The sequence below is a fragment of the Latilactobacillus parasakei genome (assembly GCF_049674265.1).
In the GTDB taxonomy this organism is placed as follows: Bacteria; Bacillota; Bacilli; order Lactobacillales; family Lactobacillaceae; genus Latilactobacillus; species Latilactobacillus sakei.
Window position 1 is genome coordinate 204,948 of the sequence record NZ_CP186861.1, and the last position, 24,088, is coordinate 229,035.

At 41.1% G+C, this 24,088-nt stretch carries 22 protein-coding genes; 19 read left to right on the forward strand and 3 right to left on the reverse strand.

Annotated elements, in window-relative coordinates:
* Positions 1–28: 28 nt before the first annotated feature.
* From ACPBEH_RS01070 to holA, 4 genes are read left to right on the forward strand one after another with little or no spacing between them, the layout of a single operon-like run.
* Positions 29–736 carry a helix-hairpin-helix domain-containing protein gene (locus ACPBEH_RS01070; RefSeq protein ID WP_424349407.1) on the forward strand — a complete coding sequence of 236 codons (708 nt, stop codon included), beginning with the start codon at positions 29–31 and terminating at the stop codon, positions 734–736.
* 57 nt (positions 737–793) lie between these two features.
* Complete coding sequence (locus ACPBEH_RS01075) at positions 794–1,282, forward strand: ComE operon protein 2 (RefSeq protein WP_424349408.1); 489 nt, start codon at positions 794–796, stop codon at positions 1,280–1,282.
* Positions 1,279–3,546, forward strand: coding sequence for a DNA internalization-related competence protein ComEC/Rec2 (locus ACPBEH_RS01080; protein ID WP_424349409.1), 2,268 nt, complete (start codon positions 1,279–1,281; stop codon positions 3,544–3,546). Before ACPBEH_RS01075 ends, ACPBEH_RS01080 begins: the two co-directional genes overlap by 4 nt.
* Positions 3,543–4,571, forward strand: a complete 1,029-nt coding sequence (gene holA / locus ACPBEH_RS01085) for a DNA polymerase III subunit delta (protein ID WP_424349410.1) — start codon at positions 3,543–3,545, stop codon at positions 4,569–4,571. Before ACPBEH_RS01080 ends, holA begins: the two co-directional genes overlap by 4 nt.
* A gap of 68 nt (positions 4,572–4,639) precedes the next feature.
* Here holA and rpsT read toward each other — a convergent pair whose 3' ends face one another.
* Positions 4,640–4,894 (reverse strand): 30S ribosomal protein S20, encoded by a 255-nt coding sequence (rpsT, locus tag ACPBEH_RS01090; RefSeq protein WP_011374767.1) that lies wholly within the window; start codon positions 4,892–4,894, stop codon positions 4,640–4,642.
* A gap of 278 nt (positions 4,895–5,172) precedes the next feature.
* Between rpsT and rpsO the strand changes: the two genes are divergently transcribed.
* The 8 genes from rpsO (at position 5,173) to ACPBEH_RS01130 (ending at position 13,845) form a co-directional block, all read left to right on the forward strand.
* Entirely contained in the window at positions 5,173–5,442 is a 270-nt protein-coding gene (gene rpsO, locus ACPBEH_RS01095) for a 30S ribosomal protein S15 (RefSeq protein WP_011374766.1), read from the forward strand.
* Positions 5,443–5,669: 227 nt separating this feature from the next.
* On the forward strand, positions 5,670–7,388 hold the full coding sequence (locus ACPBEH_RS01100; protein WP_424349411.1) for a ribonuclease J: 1,719 nt from the start codon (positions 5,670–5,672) through the stop codon (positions 7,386–7,388).
* Between the two features lie 87 nt (positions 7,389–7,475).
* A complete protein-coding gene (locus ACPBEH_RS01105; protein WP_424349412.1) occupies positions 7,476–8,423 on the forward strand; it encodes a hypothetical protein in 948 nt (315 codons plus the stop codon).
* 222 nt (positions 8,424–8,645) lie between these two features.
* Complete coding sequence (gene tuf / locus ACPBEH_RS01110) at positions 8,646–9,836, forward strand: elongation factor Tu (RefSeq protein WP_016265209.1); 1,191 nt, start codon at positions 8,646–8,648, stop codon at positions 9,834–9,836.
* A gap of 210 nt (positions 9,837–10,046) precedes the next feature.
* Complete coding sequence (gene tig, locus ACPBEH_RS01115) at positions 10,047–11,342, forward strand: trigger factor (RefSeq protein WP_011374762.1); 1,296 nt, start codon at positions 10,047–10,049, stop codon at positions 11,340–11,342.
* 209 nt (positions 11,343–11,551) lie between these two features.
* Positions 11,552–12,805 (forward strand): ATP-dependent Clp protease ATP-binding subunit ClpX, encoded by a 1,254-nt coding sequence (clpX, locus tag ACPBEH_RS01120; protein WP_011374761.1) that lies wholly within the window; start codon positions 11,552–11,554, stop codon positions 12,803–12,805.
* A gap of 147 nt (positions 12,806–12,952) precedes the next feature.
* The gene (gene yihA / locus ACPBEH_RS01125; protein WP_011374760.1) at positions 12,953–13,552 is read left to right on the forward strand and encodes a ribosome biogenesis GTP-binding protein YihA/YsxC; all 600 of its coding nucleotides are present in this window, start codon (positions 12,953–12,955) and stop codon (positions 13,550–13,552) included.
* Positions 13,552–13,845, forward strand: coding sequence for a nucleoside triphosphate pyrophosphohydrolase family protein (locus tag ACPBEH_RS01130; RefSeq protein ID WP_011374759.1), 294 nt, complete (start codon positions 13,552–13,554; stop codon positions 13,843–13,845). The genes yihA and ACPBEH_RS01130 overlap by 1 nt, the downstream gene beginning before the upstream one ends.
* 74 nt (positions 13,846–13,919) lie before the next feature.
* Here ACPBEH_RS01130 and ACPBEH_RS01135 read toward each other — a convergent pair whose 3' ends face one another.
* Positions 13,920–14,072, reverse strand: a complete 153-nt coding sequence (locus tag ACPBEH_RS01135; protein ID WP_011374758.1) for an SPJ_0845 family protein — start codon at positions 14,070–14,072, stop codon at positions 13,920–13,922.
* A 134-nt stretch (positions 14,073–14,206) separates the two neighbouring features.
* Here ACPBEH_RS01135 and ACPBEH_RS01140 point away from each other — a divergent pair, with 134 nt between their 5' ends.
* The 3 genes from ACPBEH_RS01140 to uvrC all read left to right on the forward strand — a co-directional run bounded on the left by ACPBEH_RS01140 (position 14,207) and on the right by uvrC (position 18,252).
* Entirely contained in the window at positions 14,207–15,670 is a 1,464-nt protein-coding gene (locus ACPBEH_RS01140; protein WP_424349413.1) for an ABC transporter substrate-binding protein/permease, read from the forward strand.
* Positions 15,663–16,394, forward strand: coding sequence for an amino acid ABC transporter ATP-binding protein (locus tag ACPBEH_RS01145; protein WP_112206204.1), 732 nt, complete (start codon positions 15,663–15,665; stop codon positions 16,392–16,394). The genes ACPBEH_RS01140 and ACPBEH_RS01145 overlap by 8 nt, the downstream gene beginning before the upstream one ends.
* 79 nt (positions 16,395–16,473) lie before the next feature.
* The gene (gene uvrC / locus ACPBEH_RS01150) at positions 16,474–18,252 is read left to right on the forward strand and encodes an excinuclease ABC subunit UvrC (RefSeq protein ID WP_016265206.1); all 1,779 of its coding nucleotides are present in this window, start codon (positions 16,474–16,476) and stop codon (positions 18,250–18,252) included.
* Between the two features lie 43 nt (positions 18,253–18,295).
* Here the strand turns inward: uvrC and ACPBEH_RS01155 are convergent, their stop codons facing one another.
* Positions 18,296–18,865: a TetR/AcrR family transcriptional regulator gene (locus ACPBEH_RS01155; RefSeq protein WP_094365739.1), complete on the reverse strand. Its 570-nt coding sequence runs from the start codon at positions 18,863–18,865 to the stop codon at positions 18,296–18,298.
* A gap of 112 nt (positions 18,866–18,977) precedes the next feature.
* Here ACPBEH_RS01155 and ACPBEH_RS01160 point away from each other — a divergent pair, with 112 nt between their 5' ends.
* The 4 genes from ACPBEH_RS01160 (at position 18,978) to ACPBEH_RS01175 (ending at position 24,085) form a co-directional block, all read left to right on the forward strand.
* Positions 18,978–20,006, forward strand: coding sequence for an SDR family oxidoreductase (locus tag ACPBEH_RS01160; protein WP_424349414.1), 1,029 nt, complete (start codon positions 18,978–18,980; stop codon positions 20,004–20,006).
* A gap of 130 nt (positions 20,007–20,136) precedes the next feature.
* Complete coding sequence (locus tag ACPBEH_RS01165) at positions 20,137–20,976, forward strand: YitT family protein (RefSeq protein WP_424349415.1); 840 nt, start codon at positions 20,137–20,139, stop codon at positions 20,974–20,976.
* Between the two features lie 101 nt (positions 20,977–21,077).
* Entirely contained in the window at positions 21,078–21,548 is a 471-nt protein-coding gene (locus tag ACPBEH_RS01170; protein ID WP_424349416.1) for a MarR family winged helix-turn-helix transcriptional regulator, read from the forward strand.
* A 2-nt stretch (positions 21,549–21,550) separates the two neighbouring features.
* Positions 21,551–24,085 (forward strand): AAA family ATPase, encoded by a 2,535-nt coding sequence (locus ACPBEH_RS01175; RefSeq protein WP_424349417.1) that lies wholly within the window; start codon positions 21,551–21,553, stop codon positions 24,083–24,085.
* The last annotated feature ends 3 nt before the right edge of the window (positions 24,086–24,088 follow it).

Genomic DNA, 24,088 nt, shown 5'->3' on the forward strand with positions numbered 1-24,088 from the left:
AAGGGTATATAAGAGTAAGGAGGTGACGATGATGTGGCAAGATTATTGGCAGCGATATCGGCGTTTTTGGTGGGTGCCTTGCTTAGTGCTATTGGGGATCATCGCGGGTGGCTTTTATTGGCATCAATCGCAACAAAAACAAAAAGTAACGCAAAATGAGCAACTGCTAGCAACCAGTGCGTCTAAAACAAAACCCGCTACTAAGAAGACACATCCAGCGGCAACCAAGAAAAAAGGCGGTTTTGTCGATATTAAAGGTGCTGTGGTCTACCCGGGAATTTATCCGATCACAGTCTCTGAAACGCGCTTATTTGAGGTGCTCAAAAATGCAGGTGGTCCGACTGATGCGGCTGATACCAAGCGACTTAATCTAGCCCAGAAGTTAACGGATCAATTGATTATTTATATTCCGAAAAAAGGAGAGGTGGTTACTGATCAAGAATTGATTCAGGCCCCACAACAAGTTACAGCGGCTAGTGAGCGTACACCAGAACAAGCACCAACTGGGACGAGTGCAAATACGTCGAGCACGAGTGACACCGCTAAAATCGATTTAAATCAGGCTGATAGTACCCAACTCCAAACGCTCAATGGCATTGGCCCCAAGAAAGCTGAACAAATAATTGCTTATCGTGATGAACAAGGAAAATTTAAGCAGATTGAAGATCTACAAAAAGTTGGTGGGATTGGCCCCAAGACGTTTGAACAATTGCAATCACAAATTTGTGTGAATTAGTTTTATCAAGCGGTATTTTTGCTATACTAGAAAGAAACAATTAAAGGGAGCATGATGATGACCAATAAGAGAATGCCTTGGAATCAGTATTTTATGTTACAGGCTGTTTTATTATCGATGCGCAGTACCTGTCCGCGTTTATTTGTGGGGGCACTTGTGATTCGCAATCGGCGGATTATTGCTGGTGGTTATAACGGCTCGGTAGCCCATGAAGATCATTGTATCGATGTTGGCTGCTTAATGCGGGATGGTCATTGCCTCAGAACCATTCACGCTGAGATGAATGCTTTAACGCAATGTGCCAAGTTCGGCGTTCAAACCGAAGGTGCTGAAATTTATGTGACACATTTTCCTTGTTTACAATGTACGAAATTAATTATTCAAGCGGGTATTAGTAAGATTCATTATCAAAAAGACTATCATAATGACCCTTACGCACTAAAATTAATTGAAAAATCAGGCATTGAACTTGATCAAGTTGATTTATCAGTTGATGATGCGCACACACTCGTTAATTTCTTGGAGAACGAACAAGCGACTGAATGAAAAATAACTGGATTTATCCAGTTATTTGTTTAATCAGTTTAAATAGCTTAATGCTTGGGGGGCCATCCTGGTTAACCTGGGGCTTGGGATTGTTGGCTTTTGTTAAATTAATCAGTCTTCGGCAAACTCAGATAACGATTGTGACGCTCGGTTTATGTCTTGTTTATAGCGGCCGTTTTTGGATAAGCTACCTTAGTGTGACGCAACCACAACAACCGGTGGCGCAGCATTTTAAGGTGCAACCCGATGCAATTCAAATCGCGGGCGATAGTGTTCAATTAACAGCGGTTGGCCAACAAGATGGTCAAACTATTAAGGCTTATTATCGCTGCCAAACATTCGCCGAGAAGAGGCGCTGGCAACAAGCACGACAACCCGTTTTGTTCTATGGGACAAAAGATTTTGAACGTATACCAGGTGCTACCAATGAGAATGAGTTTGACTATGCACGTTTTTTAGCGCAACAGAAGCGCTGCTTTTACCAACTGACGTTAGCCAAAGAAACGACTTTTATGCTGAGACGCCCTAGTAGCGGTTTGGATTGGTTACATTATTGGCGCCAAACGTGTGCGCTGTATTTACGTAAGTTACCAACAGCGCTACGGTTTCATGCGCAGACGTTATTATTGGGGCTGCGGGAAGCACAAGTTGACCATTATCAGGTTGTTTTGGGCCGCTTAGGGATTATTCATCTCTTAAGTCTATCAGGGTTACACGTGTTTTATTTAGTGCAAGTCATTCGGTGGTGTGCGACTTATTGCCGCATACCGCGTGAGTGGTTAAACTGTATGTTATTTGGGCTATTGCCGGTATACGCCTTATTGGTAGGTGGGACGACGAGCATTAGTCGCGCAATTGCGCTTATTTTATGCCGCTTACTTTGCGAACAGCTGGGTATCCGGCAATCAAGATTAGATAGTTGGAGCTTGGTATTATTGGTCAATTTATTCTGGCAGCCTTACTTGCTACATAGTATGGGCGGAATTTTAAGCTATTTGATGGCCTTTGCGCTCATTTATATTGGTGAGGGTAGCACGTTTAAAGTTGCTTACTGGCTAAGTTTATTGAGTTTACCGGTTTGCTTACGTTTTAATTATCGCTGGCATGTGCTAACGATTATGATGAATGCCTTGGTAACGCCTATCTATCTGCCAATTGTGCTAGGTTTGGTGATTGCAGCGAGTGTTATGTTACCTGTTAGCAATCTAGTGGTTAACGGATGTGAGTGGCTATTACAGTTGATTTACAAAGGCTTAGGACTAGTCGCTCAAATTCCCCATGCGATGATTACGTTTGGTAAAATACCATTATTACCGTTACTATTGATTGTGATGGTCAGCCTCTTGTTAATCGATGGCCAGGCAATTAGTAATCAGTGGCGTAAACGGCTGAAACGCACATTAGCAAGTTTGTATTTGGCTAGTTTTTTGGCGATTCATTTTAATCCGGCTGGTCGGGTGATCATGTTTGATATCGGGCAGGGGGATAGTTTGTTGATTCAAACGCCGTTTAACCGGCATCAGCTTTTAATTGATACTGGTGGCCGCCTAGCGCTACCGCAAGCAGCTTGGCAACGCCGGGAGCGTGTATCGCGGGCGGAAAAAGTAACGGTTAATTATCTCTATAGCCAAGGGGTAGATCATCTTGATGCGGTCGCACTTTCTCATCAGGATGCCGATCATATTGGTGATTTGAATCAGATTTTAAAACAAATTCGTGTTGATCGCATCATTTGTGCTGCTGGGTTACCACAAAATCGACAATTTCAAAGACAAATTCGGCCATTTTTAGCAATGGTTCAGATTGAACCTTATTTAGCCGGGACTTCATTTAAAGTGGGGCCACAAAAATTTAACGTCTTAGCACCGACTAAGCCGGGAAAAGGCGAAAATAGTGATTCGTTAGTCTTACAGGCACAAATTGGTGGCGCTAGCTGGCTGTTTACAGGAGATTTAGAGCAAGAAGGCGAACGAGCGATTATCGAGCGGTATCCACAGTTAACCGTCGATTATTTAAAAGTTGGTCATCATGGTAGTAAAACGGCTAGTGACCCTACCGTGATTAAAAAATTACACTTAAAAGGTGCATTAATCTCATCAGGTCGTGATAATCGCTATGGTCATCCGCACCAGGAAACTTTGACGACTTTGCAAGAAGCTAAAGTGCCTTATTGGCTAACGGCCCAGCAAGGGATGTTGACCTGGTCGTACGGTCCTGGTCAAAGTGAGAAACTGCAAACAACAATAAAGGATAGTGGAAAATGACAATTGAACAATTACAAAAAGAGATTCAACAAAATCAATTAGCACCGATTTACCTGGTTTTAGGGCAAGAGTCAGCGTTGATTGAAAAAGCGCGTCAACTCTTTAAACACTATCTACCAGAAGAAGAACAAACGATGAATTTTGCCAGCTATGATTTAGCAACGACCGATGTGGCGAATGCTTTGGATGATGCCGAATCGGCACCTTTTTTTGGTGAGCGGCGAATTGTCTTTATGCAAAACCCCTATTTTTTAACGGGTGAAAAGGTTAAAAACAAGCTCGATCAGGATTTAGTTCGTTTCCAAGCCTATCTTGAAAAGCCACAACCAACAACGAGTGTGGTGCTATTTGCGCCGTACCCTAAGTTAGATGAACGTAAAAAAATCGTGAAGCAATTAAAAAAGGTTGCTTCATTAATTTCTGTTGAAAAAGTGAATGAGCGCCAAGTTCAACAATTGGTAACCGCTGAGTTGAAACAACAGGGGATGCAGATTGAAAATGAAGCGTTAGCCTTATTGATTAGTAAAACCAATAGTGACTACAGCCAAATCATGGCAGAATTACCGAAATTAATGCTGTATGCACAACAAACTAAACAAATTACGACAGCAGCGGTCGCTGAATTGGTCAGCAGCAGTATTGAAGATAACGTCTTTTCATTAGTACCGCTTGTTTTGCAGAAAAAAGTGGGCCCCGTTTTGACGATGTATCATGAATTGTTACTTCAAAAAGAAGAACCGCTCAAAATTAATGCCATTCTGATTGGACAATTCCGTTTATTATTACAAGTTAAAATTTTATTTGAAAAAGGGTACAGTCAGGGCAATTTAGCCAGTGTTTTAAAAATTCATCCGTACCGAATTAAATTGGCGATGCAACAGATTAAACATTTTTCAAAGCAAACCCTAGCGCAAGCTTATTTAGGATTAGAAGAAATCGAAGTTAAGATTAAAACCGGGCAGGGGCAACCTGAATTGTTATTTGAATTGTTCATGCTCCAATTTGCCGCTAAAAAAGTGGCATAAAACGCAAAAAAATAGGCCCGACTAAAACGAAAACGTCTTAGTCGGGCCTATTAAAATATTGGTTAGAATTACTTAGCCATCATTTTGTTTAAACGTGACTTGTCACGGCCAGCTTTGTTAGCATGGATTAAGCCTTTTGTTGAGGCCATATCAATAGCGCGTGTAGCAGCTTTTAATAGGTCTGCAGCTTCTTCGTTACCAGCAGCTTGAGCAGCTTTGAACTTTTTGATTGCTGAACGCATTGTGCTTAATTGAGAAGCGTTTCTGTTGTTTGCTTTTTCAATTGTTTTCACACGTTTCATAGCAGATTTAATTTGTGGCATGGTTGTTCACCTCCGATGGGTTTCACTATCTTTATAAAAAAGATTTTTAATTTCAACAGACGTTATTATACCAAAATAGTGTGGGGGATTGCAATAAAAACTTGTAAAGTATTTAAACTTGACTGCTTAACGAATTTGAACTTAGCCTTGCTTTCAGCATAATTTTTTAGTAAACTAAGACAGTGCTTTAAAAGCACAAACCCGTTACTCTGTTTAGCGACGTTCACCCGACGCTATTCGTTGTTTCGGGTAATATAACTGAAGGGTGGAAATTAGCAATGGCTATTTCACAAGCAAGAAAAAACGAAATCATCAATGAATATGCACGTCACGAAGGCGATACAGGTTCAGCAGAAGTACAAATCGCTGTCTTAACTGCAGAAATCAACTCATTAAACGAACATTTATCTGTTCATAAGAAAGATCACCATTCATATGTTGGTCAAATGAAGAAAATCGGTCACCGTCGTAACCTTTTACGTTACTTACGTGACAATGATATCCAACGTTACCGTGAATTAATCAAGAGCCTTGGCTTACGTCGTTAATTCAACCTTCAAAAGCAAACAGTCGTTATGGCTGTTTGCTTTTTTTGTGCGCTTTTTTAATGTGAACTTGAAAATGTAAGGCCTTTAGTAATCAAAAGCTGTTAGTTTGTTTAAATTGTGATAAAATATGTATTAGACTTTAAAGCGGATGAGTTTTAAACGAAAGTAACACTCAAAAAAACAAATAATAGTTTGAAAGTAACCCTTTCAATTTTAGAGGTGAAAGAATGAGTAATATTAAGATTATACCACTTGGTGGTGTACGCGAGAACGGTAAAAATTTAAACGTTGTGGAAGTTAACGACGAAATTTATATCCTAGATTGTGGGTTGAAATACCCAGAAACTGAATTATTAGGGATTGATATTGTAATCCCAGATATGACTTATTTAGAAGAAAATGCAGAACGTGTTGCCGGGATTTTCCTAACACACGGTCATGCTGATGCGATTGGTGCTTTGCCATACTTCTTAAAAGGCCATGATGTGCCCGTTTTTGGTTCTGAATTAACAATTGCGCTCGCTAAGATTACGGTCAGCAGCGAACCTAAATTACGGCATTTCAATAATTTCCACGTGATTAATGCCAATACAGCAATTGATTTTGAACAAGCGACGGTTTCATTCTTCAAAACGACGCATACTATTCCAGGTTCATTAGGGATTGTTGTGAAAACAGATGAAGGTCAAATTGTTTATACTGGGGACTTCAAGTTTGATCAATCAGCATTACCGATGTATCAAACGGATTATGCCCGTTTAACTGAAATCGGTCAACAAGGCGTCTTAGCTCTATTAAGTGACTCTGCTAATGCGGAATCACCTTTTGAAACGGCTAATGAACGCGACATTGCCGAATCAATTTTAGAAACATTTAAATATCAAAACGGTCGGATTATCGTGGCTTCAGTGGCTTCAAATATCCTCCGTATTCAACAAGTTATCGATGCCGCTTATAAAACAAACCGGAAGGTCGTTTTAACAGGCCGTGATTTGGAAAAAATTGTGCGGACAGCAATGCGTTTGGAAATGTTAACTTTGCCAGATGAAGATATCTTAGTACAACCTAAAGCGCTAAGTACATTAGCACCTGAAGAAACAGTGATCCTTGAAACAGGTCGCATGGGTGAACCAATCAAAGCCCTCCAAAAGATGGCAACAAGCCATCACCGCTTAATCCATATTGAACAAGGTGATCTTGTTTATTTAACAACGTCACCTTCACATGCAATGGAAACTATTTTAGCGAAAACTAAGGATATGATTTATCGTGCAGGCGGCGAAGTCAAAGCAGTCGGCGACGATCTACACGCTTCAGGGCACGCTAATAAAAATGATTTGCAATTAATGTTGAACTTATTACACCCACAATTCTTAATGCCCGTTCAAGGCGAATATCGCCAAATGGCTGCTCATGCGGACATTGCGCATGAAACAGGAATGGATTACAAGAACATCTTCATCGTCGGTAAAGGTGATATTGTCGCTTACGACAATGATAAGATGCATGTTGGTGGTCAAGTTGATGCGACTGATGTCATGATTGATGGTAGTGGCATCGGTGATATCGGCAATATTGTCTTGCGTGATCGTAAATTATTGTCAGAAGACGGCATTTTTATCGCAGTTGTGACAATTGACCGGAAGAATAAGAAGATTATTGCTGAACCAAAAGTAACAGCAAGAGGTTTTGTCTACGTTAAGACAAGTAAGGACCTCATGGCAGAAAGTTCAGAAATCATCAAGCAAGCCGTTCAAAATAACCTTGATAACAAAGAGTTTGACTGGAGTCACTTGAAACAAGACGTTCGCGAAAACTTAAGTCATTATTTATACGAACAAACAAAGCGACGCCCAGTTATTTTACCGGTGATTATGGAAATTAACCAAAATCACCGTCGTCAAAAGAAAGACACCAAACCAGCAGTTGAGAAAAAACAAGATTAATTAAGTGATAACACTAAAAAAGGGCCGGATAAAGGATTATTTATCGGGGCCCTTTTAATTTAGTGTTTTTGAAGAGGAGTGTTAGTGATGGGAGAATTGACGGCCTTGCCGAATCAATTTGAAAATTTGATCCGCCTAGGTAAAGTAGCCCTCAACCAGCGCCAATGGCCAGAGGCAATAGCCCATTTGGAGGCTGCTTATGACTTGCAACAAACAACGGCATTAAACCTTTTATTGGTTAGTGTATTAGTGGCCGCTGGTGACAATCAGCGCGCGCTGCAATTGGCCTTTGAAAAAAAGGACTTCTATACCAATGAGACCGATTTAAGGTTGCTGTATAATGGGTTACTCATTAAAAATCAGCACTTTATCGCGGCAAATGAGCTGTGGTCTGCTGTGGAGGCGACTGACGCCTTTGAACAGCGAACTAAGCAAAAGGGACAAGCGCTATTAAAGATGGCTGAAAAGGACTACCAAGCGACTGAACAGCAGGCAATCAAGAAACGCCAAGAACAACTCTACAATATTACAACTGGTGATTTTCAAGACCAACAGCGACGACTTGATGCAGCAGAATTATTACCACTAGCTGATTATTTACAGGGGGTGTTACCAATTTTGGTGAACCCGTATAGCCATCCATTTGTAAAAACGACGGTTTTAGAAACGCTCGTTCGTTTGCGATATTCAGAATCAGTAACGATTAATTGGTTTGATCAGGTCCGACAAGTGACACCTTCTGAGTTAGAATTGATGACTAATCGGCCTGTTTTAAAATTAATTCAAAAAACAATTCAAAATATCTTGGGACAACAAGATCCAATTATTTTAGAGGCGGCCTTAGCGGAGTGTCAAATGACGTTTGCTTATCTTTATCCATTCGAGGAAACAGTGATTGATAATCCTGAAGAGTGGGGCCAGGCGCTGATTCAACAGTTAGGGGTCTTTATTTTTGAGCCAACAGTTCCAATTTCAGAAAAGACGATTCAATGGCTAAAAAAATTGCAAGAATTAACAGAAGAGCTAGTCTTTTAGGGCTAGAAAACAATGATTTTATGCTCAAAATAATACTTTTTTTAAGGTTTAAGTGTTTACAAACGCGCTCATAGCAGATATAATCATTTTTGAATTCTTTAAGCGTAAAAAAACACTTTGATTTTAACGCTTGAAGTATTATAATATTACGTAAAGGATTATCAGTATTAGTGAAATGCTATACGCTGATTTTTTCTTGCGAAAATACAGGAGGTTCGTTTAATGGCAGAAAAAGCACATTACGAAAGAACAAAACCCCATGTTAACATCGGTACTATCGGACATGTTGATCATGGTAAAACAACTTTAACAGCAGCAATCACAAAGATGTTGGCAGACAAAGGCTTGGCTGAAGCTCAAGACTATGCAAACATCGATGCTGCTCCAGAAGAAAGAGAACGTGGTATCACTATCAATACAGCCCACGTTGAATACGAAACAGAAAACCGTCATTATGCACATATTGACGCCCCAGGACATGCTGATTACGTTAAAAACATGATCACTGGTGCTGCTCAAATGGACGGTGCCATCTTAGTTGTTGCTGCAACTGATGGTCCTATGCCACAAACTCGTGAACATATCTTGCTTGCTCACCAAGTCGGTGTTGATTACATCATCGTCTTCTTGAACAAAACAGATTTAGTTGATGATGATGAATTAACGGACTTGGTTGAAATGGAAGTTCGTGAATTATTATCAGAATACGATTTCCCTGGTGACGATATTCCAGTTATCCGCGGTTCAGCACTTGGTGCATTGAACGGCAACCCTGACGACGTTAAAGCTGTTGAAGAATTAATGGCTACTGTTGACGAATATGTTCCAACTCCAGAACGTGACACAGACAAACCATTCTTGATGCCTGTTGAAGACGTATTTACGATCACTGGTCGTGGTACTGTTGCTTCAGGTCGTATCGATCGTGGCCAAGTTACTGTCGGTGACGAAGTTGAAATCGTTGGTCTTAAGGAAGAAATTGCTAAGACAACTGTTACTGGTTTGGAAATGTTCCGTAAGACATTGGATCAAGGTCAAGCTGGCGATAACATTGGTGCTTTATTACGTGGTATCGATCGCGAAAGCATCGAACGTGGCCAAGTTTTAGCTAAACCTGGTTCAATCCAAACTCACAAAAACTTCAAGGGTGAAGTTTATATCTTGAGCAAGGATGAAGGTGGTCGTCATACACCATTCTTCTCAAACTATCGTCCACAATTCTTCTTCCATACAACTGATGTTACAGGTGTTATCGAATTACCAGAAGGTGTAGAAATGGTTATGCCTGGTGATAACGTAACATTTACTGTTGAATTAATCTCACCAGTTGCTATTGAAAAGGGTCTTAAGTTTACTGTTCGTGAAGGTGGCCGTACTGTTGGTGCCGGTGTCGTAAGTGAAATTATTGACTAATATTCAACTTAGTTGAATTGGAAAAACTCGTAGTGTAAAAGCTGCGAGTTTTTTTATACATAAGATTCAATCAATAATGCGCTTTAATCGCTAAAAAAACGGATTTTATCGGTTTTTTAGGCCAATAAATATTTACAATTTAGGTCAAATAGTTTATGCTGATTAAGTATGCAATTGATAGATTGTGAATATAACTGTCGGAGGGAAATTATGTCAGCAAAATGGGAAAAAAAGGGCGCCAATGATGGTGAACTTACCTTTGAAATTGATTTAGATAAAATTAGTGAAGGTTTAGACGTAGCGTTCAAACGTGTACGTAAAAACATCAACACACCTGGTTTCCGTAAAGGAAAGATGCCTCGCCAAATCTTTAACAAGATGTACGGTGAAGAAGCACTTTACGAAGATGCCTTAAATGCTGTATTACCAGAAGCATATGAAGCAGCTGTTGCAGAAGCAGGGATTGATCCAGTTGATCAACCACAAATTAATGTTGAAAAAATGGAAAAAGGTGAAGCTTGGGTCCTTACTGCTCAAGTCACTGTTAAACCAGAAGTTAAATTAGGCGATTACAAAGGCTTAGAAGTACCAAAACAAAGCCGTCGTATTACAATTAAAGACGTAGAACAAGAACTTGAAACACGTCGCGAACGTCAAGCTGAATTAGTACTTAAAGAAGATGCAGCAGCAGAAAATGGCGACACAGTCGTTATTGATTATGCTGGTTCTGTTGATGGTGTACCTTTTGATGGTGGCCAAGCAGATAACTACTCATTAGAATTAGGTTCAAACTCATTCATTCCTGGTTTTGAAGATCAATTAGTTGGTCACAAAGCTGAAGAAGATGTTGACGTTACAGTAACATTCCCTAAAGATTACCAAGCAGAAGAATTAGCTGGTAAAGAAGCAATCTTTAAGGTTAAGATTCACGAAGTTAAGGGTAAGGAATTACCAGAACTTGACGACGAATTTGCTAAGGATATCGACGAAGACGTTGATTCATTAGACGAATTAAAAGAAAAAATTCGTGAAGAATTAAAACAACAAAAGAATGATGCTGCTGACGCTGCTATCCAAGATACAGCCGTTGCTAAAGCAACAGAAAATGCAACAATTCCTGAATTACCTCAAGCAATGATTGACGAAGAAATCAACAGTCAATTACAACAATACTTAGGTAACATGCAACAACAAGGTATCAACCCAGAAATGTACTATCAAATCACTGGTACAACAGAAGATGATTTGAAGAAACAATTCGCCGGTGATGCTGACAAACGCGTTAAGACAAGCCTTGTCTTAGAAGCTGTTGTTGAAGCTGAAAAGATCGAAGCAACTGACGAAGAAGTTGCTGCAGAACTTAAGAGTTTAGCAGAACAATACAACATGGAAGAATCAGCTGTTCGCAGCGTCTTATCAGATGACATGTTAAAACATGATATCGGTGTTAAGAAAGCTATCGAAGTGATTGCTGATTCAGCTGTTGAAGTTAAAGACGCTAAATAATTAGATAGTTAGATGAGCTTTAATCGGTTCTAAAAGCGGGTTCAAGGTGACTACTTTGAACCCGCTTTTGCGTTATATGGCGTCAAAAACGGATTACTTTCATCTAGCGCAGTGATGTGATATAGTCTTAATTACATTTCTAAGCGGTCTGAGATGACTAATATTAGAAATCTGCTATGATAGATGTATAGGAAGGGGAGAATCCCAGTATGTTAGATGATACAGAAACAACGAACGGCCCTGTTACTTGTTCATTTTGTGGTAAATCACAGGATCAAGTAAAGAAGATTGTGGCCGGCCCTGGTGTTTATATCTGTAATGAATGTATCGATCTCTGTAAAGAAATTATCGATGAAGAATTTAAAGATGAAGCTGTTAATGACTTATTAGAAGTACCAAAACCACGCGAAATTCTTGCAATTTTAAATGATTATGTCATTGGTCAAACAGAAGCTAAAAAGGCGCTCTCAGTTGCCGTTTATAACCATTACAAACGTGTTAACCAAATGACAGTTGCCGAAAAAGGTGATACTGAACTTCAAAAGAGTAATATCGCTTTAATCGGGCCTACTGGCTCAGGTAAGACGTTCTTAGCCCAAACCTTAGCACGGATCCTCAACGTCCCATTTGCGATTGCAGATGCCACGACGTTGACGGAAGCCGGTTATGTTGGTGAAGATGTTGAGAACATTCTCTTGAAACTCTTGCAAAACGCTGATTTTGATGTTGATCGCGCTGAACGTGGCATTATTTATATTGATGAAATTGATAAGATTGCCAAGAAGAGCGAAAACGTCTCAATTACGCGTGATGTTTCTGGTGAAGGGGTGCAACAAGCACTCTTGAAGATCCTTGAAGGGACAATTGCTAGCGTGCCACCTCAGGGTGGACGTAAGCACCCACAACAAGAATTGATTCAAATCGACACAACCAATATTTTATTCATTATTGGTGGGGCCTTCGATGGCATCGAAACAATCGTTAAAAACCGTTTAGGTGAAAAGACGATTGGTTTTGGTAGCAAAGCTGGCCAAGCGGTTGATGAAAATCAAAGCTTGATGCAACAAATCGTGACGGAAGATTTAATGCAATTTGGGATTATCCCTGAATTCATTGGTCGGATTCCAATCACGGCTGCACTTGAAAAATTAACTGAAGACGACTTAGTTCGGATCTTAACGGAACCTAAGAACGCCTTAGTTAAACAATATAGTAAATTGATGGCTTTAGACGATGTTGAACTAGAATTCACGCCAGAGGCATTACATGCGATTGCGCACCTTGCAATTGAACGTAATACCGGTGCGCGTGGCCTCCGTTCAATCATCGAAGAAGTCATGATGGATATGATGTTTGATGTACCAAGTCGCGAAGACGTTGTCAAAGTCTTAGTGACAAAAGAAGCCGTTGATGGCACTGCTAAACCACAACTTTTCTTAGCTGATGGTCAAGAAGCGTCATAATGACTATGAAGTTGTCGGGGCGTAATCGACCCGGCAACTTTTTTTACATAAGGGTGCCGCTAAACATGGATTTGAAAATAAGTCAACGGCGCAATAATTATTTATTTATGCTAAACTAGCATTCGAAGGAAATAATCGGAGGTTATTATGGAAGTACATGAAGTTGAAATGGTGATGAGTGCGGTAGCTGCTTCGCAGTACCCCACTGACCAATTACCTGAAATCGCGTTATCTGGCCGCTCAAATGTCGGTAAATCTTCTTTGATTAATAAGTTAATTAATCGTAAGAGTTACGCACGGACATCAAGTAAGCCAGGGAAGACGCAAACCCTAAATTTCTACCGTGTTGAAAATGAACTTTATTTCGTCGATGTGCCTGGTTATGGCTATGCGAAGGTTTCTAAGAAACAACGGGAAAAATTCGGGCAAATTATCGAGGCTTATCTCACTAATCGGGATAATTTACGCGGCTTAATTTCATTGATCGATGGTCGTCATGAACCAACTGATGACGATATTGCAATGTATGTCTTCGCTAAGTATTACGATATTCCAGTTTTAGTCGTTGCTACTAAGATGGATAAAATCTCAACTGGGAAATGGAATCGCCAAGAAAAGATCATTAAAGAGGCGCTTGATTTTAACCCCGTTGATAAGTTTGTCTGCTTCAGTGCGTTGACTGGTGCTGGTAAGGATACCGTCTGGGAATGGATTGAACAACAATGTGATATTGGAGGTCGTCGTTAATGGAATTTAATGAATACCAAAAATTAGCGAACAGAACGCTATATGGTAATGAACAAGTTTTAACGAACTTGGCATTAGGTTTAGCTAGCGAAAGTGGCGAAGTCGTGGATATTGTCAAAAAATATACATTCCAAGGCCACCAACTAGATGAACAAGTACTTACCAAGAAGATTGGTGATGTCCTCTGGTATCTATCACAGATTGCTGAATGGAATAACGTCGACTTTGAAAAAGTAGCACAAGAAAATATTGAAAAGCTTAAAGAACGTTATCCAGAACGACACGCAGAATAATTAAAGCGTGGGCTATAAGTCAGGTATTAAAAAAGAGGTGCGGACAAAGTAATTTTGTCCGCACCTCTTTTTGATTATTCTTTTTTAGTTGTCTTTGATTCCGTTTCTTTTAATTTTTCAGCCGTTTCTTCAACTTCAGCTGCCATTTTTTCCCGATCGCCGGGAATTGATGCAAATTTGTCGAATAAACTAGTTAAATCTGTTTGACGTGTTACTTTTAAGCCCATAATATCCCTCTTTTCTGATGTGAGTCTATCATACCAGATAAAAATCAGTTCGCCAATTATTCTTAATTTATAAATAAATATTGCATAAATATTTATAGTAGTGTATTATGAAAAACATCATAGGAGGGGATCAAATGACTATCAAAAAAAGTTTAGCATTCATTTTACTACCATTAGCCTTGCTAGTGGCGCTATTAGTGGGGAATAACCAAGCTGTATCAGCCGCGGGGCAGACGGTTAGTCGCGTTCAAGCTAAGAAGACATTAGTGTTGGGGACAAGCCCAGATTATGCACCGTATGAATTTTTAGTGAATAAAAACGGCAAAAATAAAACCGTTGGGATGGATATTGATGTCGCACAAAAGGTTGCTGACGATTTACACGTTAAGTTAGTGATTAAGTCAATGGATTTTGACGCGTTGTTAGTTGGTCTAGAAACTGGCAAGGTCGATATGGTAATTTCAGCGATGTCACCAACTGATGAACGGACTAAGAGTGTCGATTTCTCGGATGTCTATTACTTAGGTGGTCAATCGATCCTCGTCAATAAGGCCGACGCCAAGATTTATAAATCAAAAAATAGTTTTATCGGTAAGAAGGTTGGGGTCCAAACGGGGAGTCTCCAACAAACATTAGCTAAAAAACAAATTAAAAGTGCGCAGATTACAGGTTTAACAAAAGTACCCGATTTAGTATTAGCGCTTAAGAGTCATAAAATCGACGGGATTGTGGCCGAAGAACCAGTGGCGACTGCTTATGCCAGCAATGATCCTGAATTAGTTCAAATCGATGGTAAATTTAACTTAGGGGCAGATATGCAAGGTTCAGCGATTGCATTTCCAAAGAACTCACCAACTTTAGTCGCCGCTGCTAATAAGAGTATCGCTCAAATTAAGCAACAAAAATTAATTCCGCAATATTTAAAGAGTGCGGGTAGTTTGATGAAAACGAACACGCACAATACAAGTATGTGGCACTACTGGTCTTATTTCGCTAAAGGGATTGGTTATACCTTATTCATTACAATTATTTCAATCATTATCGGGATCTTCATTGGGGTTGTACTCGCCTTTGCAAGACTTTCTAAGAATAAACTATTCCACAGCCTAGCCGTGATGTATATCGAATTCGTCCGGGGCACACCATTGATGATTCAAATCATGTTTGTCTACTTCGGGATTGGTTTATGGGTCAATATTCCAGCTTTATTCGCTGGTGTGATTGCCGTTTCGCTTAACAGTGCTGCGTACGTTGCTGAAATTATTCGTTCAGGAATTAACGCGATTGACGCTGGTCAAACGGAAGCCTCAAGAAGTTTGGGGCTCTCACAACACGATACAATGCGGTATATCATCTTACCACAAGCTTTGAAGAACATCTGGCCAGCCTTAGGCAACGAATTTATTTCATTAATCAAGGAAAGTTCAATCGTTTCAATTATCGGTGTGACGGATTTGATTTACCAATTAAAAGTGGTTCAATCAGCGACTTACAAAGGGGTTGCACCCATCTTTGTCGCAATGGTCATCTACTTTATCTTAACCTTTAGTCTTTCGAAACTACTCAACCATATTGAAAGGAAGATGCAACATGCTTAAAATTAATCAATTAGTTAAAAAATATGACGATAACCTTGTTTTAAACGGGGTTAGTGGTGATGTTGAAGCCGGTCAAGTGATTGTTGTCATCGGCCCTTCAGGTGGTGGGAAGAGTACCTTGTTACGGTGCTTGAACCGGTTAGAAGAACCAACAAGTGGTCAAATTCTTTTTGAAGGGACCGACTTGATGAGTCTCTCTGAAAAACAATTGGACCAAATGCGGACTAAGATGGGGATGGTTTTCCAAAATTTCAATCTATTCCCTAACTTAACGGTTTTGGATAACCTAAGACTCGCACCACAAAAGGTTAAACATCAATCAAAAGAAGAAGCCACCCAAAAAGCACAACAGTTGTTAGAACGGGTTGGATTAGCCGATAAGGCCGATGCTTATAGCGACCAACTGTCAGGTGGGCAAAAGCAACGGATCGCGATTGCCAGAGCACTTGCAATGTCACCAGATGTTTTATTGTTTGATGAACCAACATCAGCGCTCGATCCAGAAATGGTGGGTGAAGTGTTGAAGGTGATGCAAGATTTGGCGCAAGAAGGTATGACAATGGTCGTTGTCACCCATGAAATGGGCTTTGCACGGGAAGTAGCTGATGAAGTTTGGTTCATGGCAGACAGCCAAATCGTTGAAAAAGGGACACCAACGCAACTTTTTGAACATCCACAAGAAGAACGGACCCAACAATTCCTAGCTAAAATTTTAGCGCAATAATCGTCGATAGTTGCATTTTAGCCAAAAACACGTAAAATATAGGAACGAACACTTGTTTTGGATTAAAGGAGTGGTGTTTTTGGCAAGTGAACATATCGAACATAAATTAGCCTTATTACCAGCCTTGCCGGGCTGTTATTTGATGAAAGATATTAACGCACAGATTATCTACGTGGGTAAGGCCAAGAACCTGAAGAACCGGGTCCGCTCATATTTTAAGAGTAGCCACGAAGGTAAGACGGCCAAATTGGTCTCTGAAATTGTCGATTTTGAAACAATCATTACATCGACAAATAAAGAGGCCTTTTTGTTGGAAATTACGTTAATCCAAAAGCACCAACCCTACTTTAATATCAAGTTAAAACGGGGCACGGGCTATCCGTACATCAAGATTACCAATGAACGTGACCCACGCTTATTGATTACTGGGGATGTCAAAAAAGATGGTGGCTATTATTTTGGTCCGTATCCGGACGTTTATGCGGCTCAGGAGACTTTACGCTTCTTGCAACGTGTTTACCCCTTGCGGCGCTGTCAGGGCCATCAAGGACGCCCTTGTTTGTACTATCATATGGGGCAGTGCTTGGGCGCTTGTTTCCAAGAAGTACCAGAAGCAGCCTATACCGAACAGATTAAGAAAATTAAACGCTTTTTAAACGGGCAAGTCGACAATGTTAAGAAGGATTTAACGGAGAAAATGGCGACGGCCGCCCAGGAGATGCAATTTGAGCGGGCTGCTGAGTTGCGTGATCAATTACGCTATATTGAAGCAACTGTTGAAAAACAAAAGATTATTTCTAACGATCATACACCGCGTGATTTATTTGCCTTTTACATGGATAAAGGCTGGTTGTCGATTCAAATCTTCTTTATTCGCCAAGCGCGTTTAATTCGGCGGGAAAAACGCCTCTTTCCATGTGTCAATACGCCGGAAGAAGAATTGGCGACCTTTATTCTCCAATGGTATAACCGTAAGAATAATGTGTTACCACGAGAAATTCTTGTGCCAGATGGGATCGAAAAACAAGTCTTATCCGATATTTTGCAAGTACCGATTCGAACGCCACAACGGGGAGAGAAAAAAGCCTTGATGGAAATGGCGCAAAAAAATAGCCGTCTGGTATTAGAAGAAAAGTTTCGCTTATTGGAACTCGATAATCGCAAGACGGTTGGTGCGCAAGATGAAATTATGGATGCACTCGGCTTACCCCATGGCCATGTTATCGAAGCATTCGATCATTCGCATATTCAAGGGACTGATCCGGTGTCGGCGATGGTCACATTCGTTGATGGCCGCGCTGAGAAGAAGCTTTATCGGAAGTATAAATTAACCCAGACGGCAGAGCGCGCCGGCGCCAACGAAGATGCCAATACACGTGAGGTGATTTATCGCCGTTATTCACGTTTGCTAAAAGAGGGCAAAGCGCTGCCTGACTTAATTTTAATGGATGGTGGGGTAGTTGAACTCAATGCCGCCAAAGACGTCTTAGAAAACGAATTAGGGCTCACAATTCCAGTTGCGGGGATGGTTAAGGATAATCACCATAAAACAGCTTCGTTATTATTTGGTGAAGCCGATCAAACAATCCAGCTTGATCCTAAGAGTCAGGGTTTTTACTTATTGACGCGAATTCAAGATGAAGTCCATCGCTTTGCGATTAGTTTTCACCGCCAGTTGCGTGGTAAGAATTCGTTGAGTTCTAAGTTGGATGATATCAAGGGGGTTGGTCCGAAAACGCGGACGAAACTCTTGAAGAATTTTGGCTCGATGAAGCATATAAAAGATGCGTCTGTTGAAGAACTTGAAGCACTCGGGATCTCGAAGACAGTTGCACAAACCATTAAATTATCACTATAAAAAACGTTAGGTCGGACAAATCATTGTCTAGCCTAACGTTTTTTTAATCCGCTAATGGTTGGCTAACAGCCAGATCCATATGATGTTGTAAATTTGCTAATAGTTGATGAATAAATGATAAGGGTTCTTTTTGTCCGCCTAGTAACCAATCACGCCAAATTTGGTAGACACCAACCGCCATGAATTGCACGTAATATTTTTGCCGAATCGCATCCAGTGACCGCCAGGGGTCAATTGTTTGATAAAACTGCTGAATATTGTCCGTGAAGACGTCGCGGACGATCGGTTCGAAGCCACGTTTGGCCGCCAGTTTCAGAGTCGCTTCTAATTCGATAAAAAATGTCGAGAGGGCCGCTAACTTAAGTTCCGCGGATTGTTGCTGTAGGACGGCCTTGAAGTGTGTTTCGATAATGGGTGTAAAATAATCGATTAAGACCTGTTCGAGTGAATCAAAGTTGCGGTAAAAAGCCATTCGACTGACACCGGCACGTTTCACGACTTGGGTGACTGTAATATCTTCAAATTGATGGGCCTCTAGGAGTTGTAATAATGCGGTAGTGAGGTATTCTTGGGAATCTTGTTTGATTGCTTGGGCATGGTTAGTCGCTGCCATAACAATTCCGCCTTTCTGTCACAGATGCTGATGAATCGCTTGTTTGTGAACGTTTTTTATTTTAATATAAAGCCATAGATGTTACAAGTGTAACGAAAGCGAGGAATTGAAGATGAAAGAATTAGTATTAGTAACTGGTGGTAGTGGTTTTATTGCATCACATATTATTTTACAATTATTAGAACAGGGCTACGCAGTTCGGACAACGGTGCGTTCAATGGCTAAGAGTCAACGAATTGTCACCAGCATGCAAGCAAACGGGATTACCAATATTGAAGATTTATCATTCGTGGAAGCCGACTTGCAACATCCAGAGCAATGGCCAGCGGCGATGGTTGGGGTCAGTTACGTCATGCATGTGGCCTCACCAACGCCTAAATTAAATTTTAAGGATGAATCTGAAATGATTAATCCGGCAGTGAATGGTGTCTTAATGGTTTTAAAAGCCGCTCGCGATGCGGATGTTAAGCGCGTCGTGTTAACCTCTGCATATGGGGCAATCTGTGCGGGGCATCCTAATCAACAAACACCTTACACTGAAGCCGACTGGTCAGATTTAAGTGCTAAAAATATTCACCCTTATCAAAAATCGAAAACGTTAGCTGAACAGGCGGCCTGGAACTTCATTAAAACTGAAGGGCAAGGCTTATCACTAGCAGCTGTCAACCCGGTTGGTGTTATGGGCCCTGTTTTATCAGCCGTTTATTCGCATTCAAACGTGCAAGTTGAACAACTGTTAAATGGCCAAGTTAAGGCTGTGCCACAAGTAAAATCAGGGTACGTCGATGTCCGCGATGTTGCAAGTTTACACCTATTAGCGATGACTGCACCACAAGCAGATGGCGAACGCTTCTTAGCAACCACTGGTGAAACATTATCTATGTTAGAAGTGGCCCATGTCTTACGTGATGCTTTCCCACAATACGCAAGTCGGTTACCGCAAAAGACAATTCCCAATAGTGTTATTAAGCTAGCAGCGACATTCAAACCAGATTTACGAATGTTAGCGACTTTAGTGGGTAAATACGCCGATACAAGTAATGAAAAAGCTAAAAAGCTTTTAGATTGGCAACCAAGATCGGCAGCAGATTCGATCATTGCAACCGGTCAATCGATGATCGATTTAGGTATTATTAAATAAAGATTGGTGAACGTCACAGGGCAATCCTTGTGGCGTTTTTTGGTAGTTCCAAGTTGCTCTAAAATGACTCTTTTATCTAGCCCCCAATGTATGATACGCTTATTCTAATTTGGAACGGGAAGTGACACAAATGCAGAAAAAAGTAATTTTAAAAAACGGACTGGGCATTATCATTGGGGCCTTTATTTATGCCATCGCCATTAACGATTTTTTGATTCCCCATCAAATCGGTGAGGGTGGTGTGACCGGACTCACCGCGATTGGGTATTATGCACTTGCGATTCCGCCGGCTTTTACGAATCTAGTTCTAAATGGCCTATTAGTGGTGATTGGCTTTAGATACCTTGAGCGCCAAACCATCTGGTATTCAGTTTGGGCGGTAATCTGGATTTCACTCTTTTTAAAGCTACCGCATTTTATCGGCTACCATACGACGCAAACTTTAATTCCAACGGTGATTGGTGGCGTCTTGATGGGGATTGCAATGGCAATTATTATTCATTGCCAGGGGACAATTGCCGGTAGTACGATTCTGGCGAAAATTGTTAATCGCTATTTAGGAATCCCGAATGGCTCTGCGATGCTCTTTTTCGATTTAATTGTGGCCATTCCGTCGGGATTGATCATTGGTTTCCAAAATATGCTCTTAACGATTATTGAATTGTATTTATCAGCAGTTGTTTTGAATAAACTATTGGCTAAATTTGGGGCTAAGCGTGCGGTAACGATTATTTCAGATCAATACGAAACGATTGCTGAAACGTTGTCGACGCAGTTTCAACAAGGGATTACAATTATTAAGGCCCAAGGTTATTACAGCCAAAACGACCGACCGATGTTGTATGTTATCTGTACGGCGAAACAACTCGCGACTTTGGTGCCGGTTGTCTCACAAATCGATGTTAAGGCGTTGGTGGTTGTAGAAGAAGTCCGTAGTGTGCAAGCGGAACAATTAAAACAGTTACTATAGAAGCATCGTGGGTAGCCGCGATGTTTTTTATTCGCTAAAATTAGTTTTATATAGTAATATATAATTAATGTTGATATAAAAACAAATAAGGGGTTATTAGGATGAAAACGAAACGAGGCGGCTATTTAACCTTGAAGATTCGGTTGCTGAATACACGCTTATTTAATCGCTATCTATTAGCGGATCAGCGGGCGCGCTACAATGCGGAACAAGGTAAAATCTTGTCAGCGTTGTGGGACCGCCATCCGCAAACGGCAACGGAATTGGCACAAGTCACCGGTTTAGCTAATAGTAGTTTGTCGTTAATGCTTCATCGGCTTGAAAAACAGCAATTATTGATTAGCGAACAATCACCAGTCGACAAGCGCAAGCGCATTTTTGATTTAACACCGCTTGGCACAGCGCAACAAAGTGTCGGGGATGATGTTAGTCAACGATTGAGTGCCGTTTTTTATAAAGGTTTTTCCGATGCGGAAGTAACAGCCGTTGATGGTTATTTGGAACGAATTTTAGCAAATTTAGAAGCAGAAGCGGCGACTTTTAACCGTCAATCTAAAAAAGAAGAAGGTTAATCATGGCAGTTAAACAACCAACGCAGATTGAAGTGCGGGGCGGTAACGTCAATAACTTAAAAAATATTAATGTCGATATTCCTTTGAACCAATTTGTGGCGATTTCGGGGCCCTCAGGATCTGGTAAAAGCTCATTGGCGATGGGCATTTTATACGCGGAAGGCTCACGGCGCTACTTAGAAGCGCTCTCGACTTACACACGGCGGCGTATTACGCAGAATAAACGCTCGCAAGTGCAAGAAGTGCGGCATATTCCGTCGGCGATCGCATTACGACAACGACCCAGTGTCCCTTCAGAACGGTCGACAGTGGGGTCGATGAGTGAAATTTTTAATGTTGTGCGGTTAATTTTTTCACGCTTAGGCACGACGCGTTGTCCGAACGGGCATGAGATTCAACCTAGTTTGCAGATTGCGCAAGCGATGGATTTAGCTGGCGATAAAATGGGTGTCATTACCTGTCCAACTTGTCAGGTAGAATTTATGGCTAAATCGGCTGAGGATTTCGCTTTTAATTCAGCAGGTGCCTGTCCAGAATGTCATGGAACTGGCCAAATTCAAACGCTAGATGATCGCAAAATCATTGCGGATGAAAATCTTAGTATTGAAGATGGGGCAATTGCGTCGTGGCGTTTACCGGGGCGGAACTTTATGCCAACGGTCGCAGCGCATATTGGGGTTCGAATTGATGTCCCTTATAAAGATTTGACGGACGAGGAAAAAGAAATTATTTTGCATGGTAAGCGGAATAAATACGCGGTCGATTTTCACACGTCAACAGGCCGTGTCTTTAGTACGGAAAATACGCTTTATGAAAATGCCTACGACGCCGTTTATGAATCTTTGAAATCGGTCAAAAGTGATCGTGCGATGGCCAAGGTCAATTCGTTTTTTCATTTTTCAACTTGTCCAACATGTCATGGGACACGGCTCAATCCCGAACTATTAACGCAAACCGTTGGCGGGCAAAATATTGCAGCAGTTTCTGATATGACGCTAGGGGCACTTGGCACTTGGGTAACGGCTACTAAAGCCGATTTACCAGACGAGATGCAACAAATGGCAACCATTTTGTTTAAGAACTTATTAGAAACGTTGCAGCCATTATTGTCATTAGGACTCGACTATTTAACGTTGTCGCGGAATGGCAATACATTATCGACTGGCGAACTCCAACGAATACAATTAGCGCGGACCTTAAGAACGGCAACAACCGGTGTTTTGTATGTCTTGGATGAACCATCAATCGGGTTGCATCCGGATAACGTTGAAGGTTTAATTCATATTTTCAGACAGTTAGTGGCGCAGGGCAATTCATTAGTGGTCGTTGATCATGAAGTCAACATCATTAGCCAAGCCGACTGGGTGATTGAAATTGGCCCGGCAGCGGGTCGCAATGGCGGTCAGGTGATTGCACAAGGCAAGCCGGCCGATTTAGTGCAAGACCCACAATCATTAATTGGACCATACATCGCCGGTCGGGCCAATATTTTGTATCCCAAAGTAGCAACGCAAGCTTCAGGTGTTCGAACGACAATGGCGGTTGGCCAGTATTTTAATCTGCGCGATGTGACCATTGAAATACCAGATAATCAAATTACGGCAGTTTCTGGTTTCTCGGGGGCTGGTAAGACAAGTTTAATCTTGGATAGTTTGGTACCGGCGATTGAAGCCCATCACAAGCATGAGCAACTTCCCAAACAGGTGACACAGTTAACGACGGATTTAACAGCGGTAGTAAGCATTGATGCCAAACCAGTTGGTAAAAATACGCGTTCGACTTTAGCCACTTATACTAACATCATGACGAATCTTCGGAAATTATTTGCTGGGCTACCGGAATCGCAAGCTCACAATTATGGGATTGCCCATTTTTCGTACAACAATAAAGAAGGCGCCTGTCCCAATTGTGGTGGTCTGGGCAGTGTTATTTTGGATATTCAATACTTACCAGATATGGAAGAAGTTTGTCCAGAATGTCAGGGCAAACGGTATAAGCCGGCAATTGAGGCGATTAAGTGGCAGGGTTATAGTATTGTGGATTTATTGGCCTTATCAGTAGAAGAAGCAATACCGGTTTTTGCGGACGTACCTAACATCTTGAAAGAACTCAAGATTCTTAAAGAGATCGGCTTAGGGTATTTGCACCTTGGTGAAAGTACGCCAAGTCTTTCAGGTGGCGAAGCGCAACGGCTAAAGTTAGTAACACATTTGAATAAAAAACGGACCGGGACGTTATTCGTCTTCGATGAACCATCTGTTGGCTTGCATCCACGGGATGTGGAAACCTTGATGGGCGTTATTAATCAATTAAAAGCCAAAGGCGCAACGGTGATTATGATTACCCACGACCTTGATTTGATGACGAATGCTGATTATTTAATTGATTTAGGCCCAAAAGGCGGCAGCCAAGGTGGTCAAGTGATGGCCAGTGGAACACCATCTGAATTGGTCGCTTCACAGACTGAAAGCTTAACGTTAAGTTATCTTCGGGCGCATTTTAAAAAGTTTCAACTAACGACAACTGAAATCGGGTGAAAA

Excerpts from the sequence above, each read along its gene's own strand:
- ACPBEH_RS01070 (WP_424349407.1), top strand. The coding sequence starts at position 29 with ATGATGTGGCAAGATTATTGGCAGCGATATCGGCGTTTTTGGTGGGTG.
- ACPBEH_RS01075 (WP_424349408.1), top strand. The coding sequence starts at position 794 with ATGACCAATAAGAGAATGCCTTGGAATCAGTATTTTATGTTACAGGCT.
- ACPBEH_RS01080 (WP_424349409.1), top strand. The coding sequence starts at position 1,279 with ATGAAAAATAACTGGATTTATCCAGTTATTTGTTTAATCAGTTTAAAT.
- holA (WP_424349410.1), top strand. The coding sequence starts at position 3,543 with ATGACAATTGAACAATTACAAAAAGAGATTCAACAAAATCAATTAGCA.
- rpsT (WP_011374767.1), bottom strand. The coding sequence starts at position 4,894 with ATGCCACAAATTAAATCTGCTATGAAACGTGTGAAAACAATTGAAAAA.
- rpsO (WP_011374766.1), top strand. The coding sequence starts at position 5,173 with ATGGCTATTTCACAAGCAAGAAAAAACGAAATCATCAATGAATATGCA.
- ACPBEH_RS01100 (WP_424349411.1), top strand. The coding sequence starts at position 5,670 with ATGAGTAATATTAAGATTATACCACTTGGTGGTGTACGCGAGAACGGT.
- ACPBEH_RS01105 (WP_424349412.1), top strand. The coding sequence starts at position 7,476 with ATGGGAGAATTGACGGCCTTGCCGAATCAATTTGAAAATTTGATCCGC.
- tuf (WP_016265209.1), top strand. The coding sequence starts at position 8,646 with ATGGCAGAAAAAGCACATTACGAAAGAACAAAACCCCATGTTAACATC.
- tig (WP_011374762.1), top strand. The coding sequence starts at position 10,047 with ATGTCAGCAAAATGGGAAAAAAAGGGCGCCAATGATGGTGAACTTACC.
- clpX (WP_011374761.1), top strand. The coding sequence starts at position 11,552 with ATGTTAGATGATACAGAAACAACGAACGGCCCTGTTACTTGTTCATTT.
- yihA (WP_011374760.1), top strand. The coding sequence starts at position 12,953 with ATGGAAGTACATGAAGTTGAAATGGTGATGAGTGCGGTAGCTGCTTCG.
- ACPBEH_RS01130 (WP_011374759.1), top strand. The coding sequence starts at position 13,552 with ATGGAATTTAATGAATACCAAAAATTAGCGAACAGAACGCTATATGGT.
- ACPBEH_RS01135 (WP_011374758.1), bottom strand. The coding sequence starts at position 14,072 with ATGGGCTTAAAAGTAACACGTCAAACAGATTTAACTAGTTTATTCGAC.
- ACPBEH_RS01140 (WP_424349413.1), top strand. The coding sequence starts at position 14,207 with ATGACTATCAAAAAAAGTTTAGCATTCATTTTACTACCATTAGCCTTG.
- ACPBEH_RS01145 (WP_112206204.1), top strand. The coding sequence starts at position 15,663 with ATGCTTAAAATTAATCAATTAGTTAAAAAATATGACGATAACCTTGTT.
- ACPBEH_RS01155 (WP_094365739.1), bottom strand. The coding sequence starts at position 18,865 with ATGGCAGCGACTAACCATGCCCAAGCAATCAAACAAGATTCCCAAGAA.
- ACPBEH_RS01160 (WP_424349414.1), top strand. The coding sequence starts at position 18,978 with ATGAAAGAATTAGTATTAGTAACTGGTGGTAGTGGTTTTATTGCATCA.
- ACPBEH_RS01165 (WP_424349415.1), top strand. The coding sequence starts at position 20,137 with ATGCAGAAAAAAGTAATTTTAAAAAACGGACTGGGCATTATCATTGGG.
- ACPBEH_RS01170 (WP_424349416.1), top strand. The coding sequence starts at position 21,078 with ATGAAAACGAAACGAGGCGGCTATTTAACCTTGAAGATTCGGTTGCTG.
- ACPBEH_RS01175 (WP_424349417.1), top strand. The coding sequence starts at position 21,551 with ATGGCAGTTAAACAACCAACGCAGATTGAAGTGCGGGGCGGTAACGTC.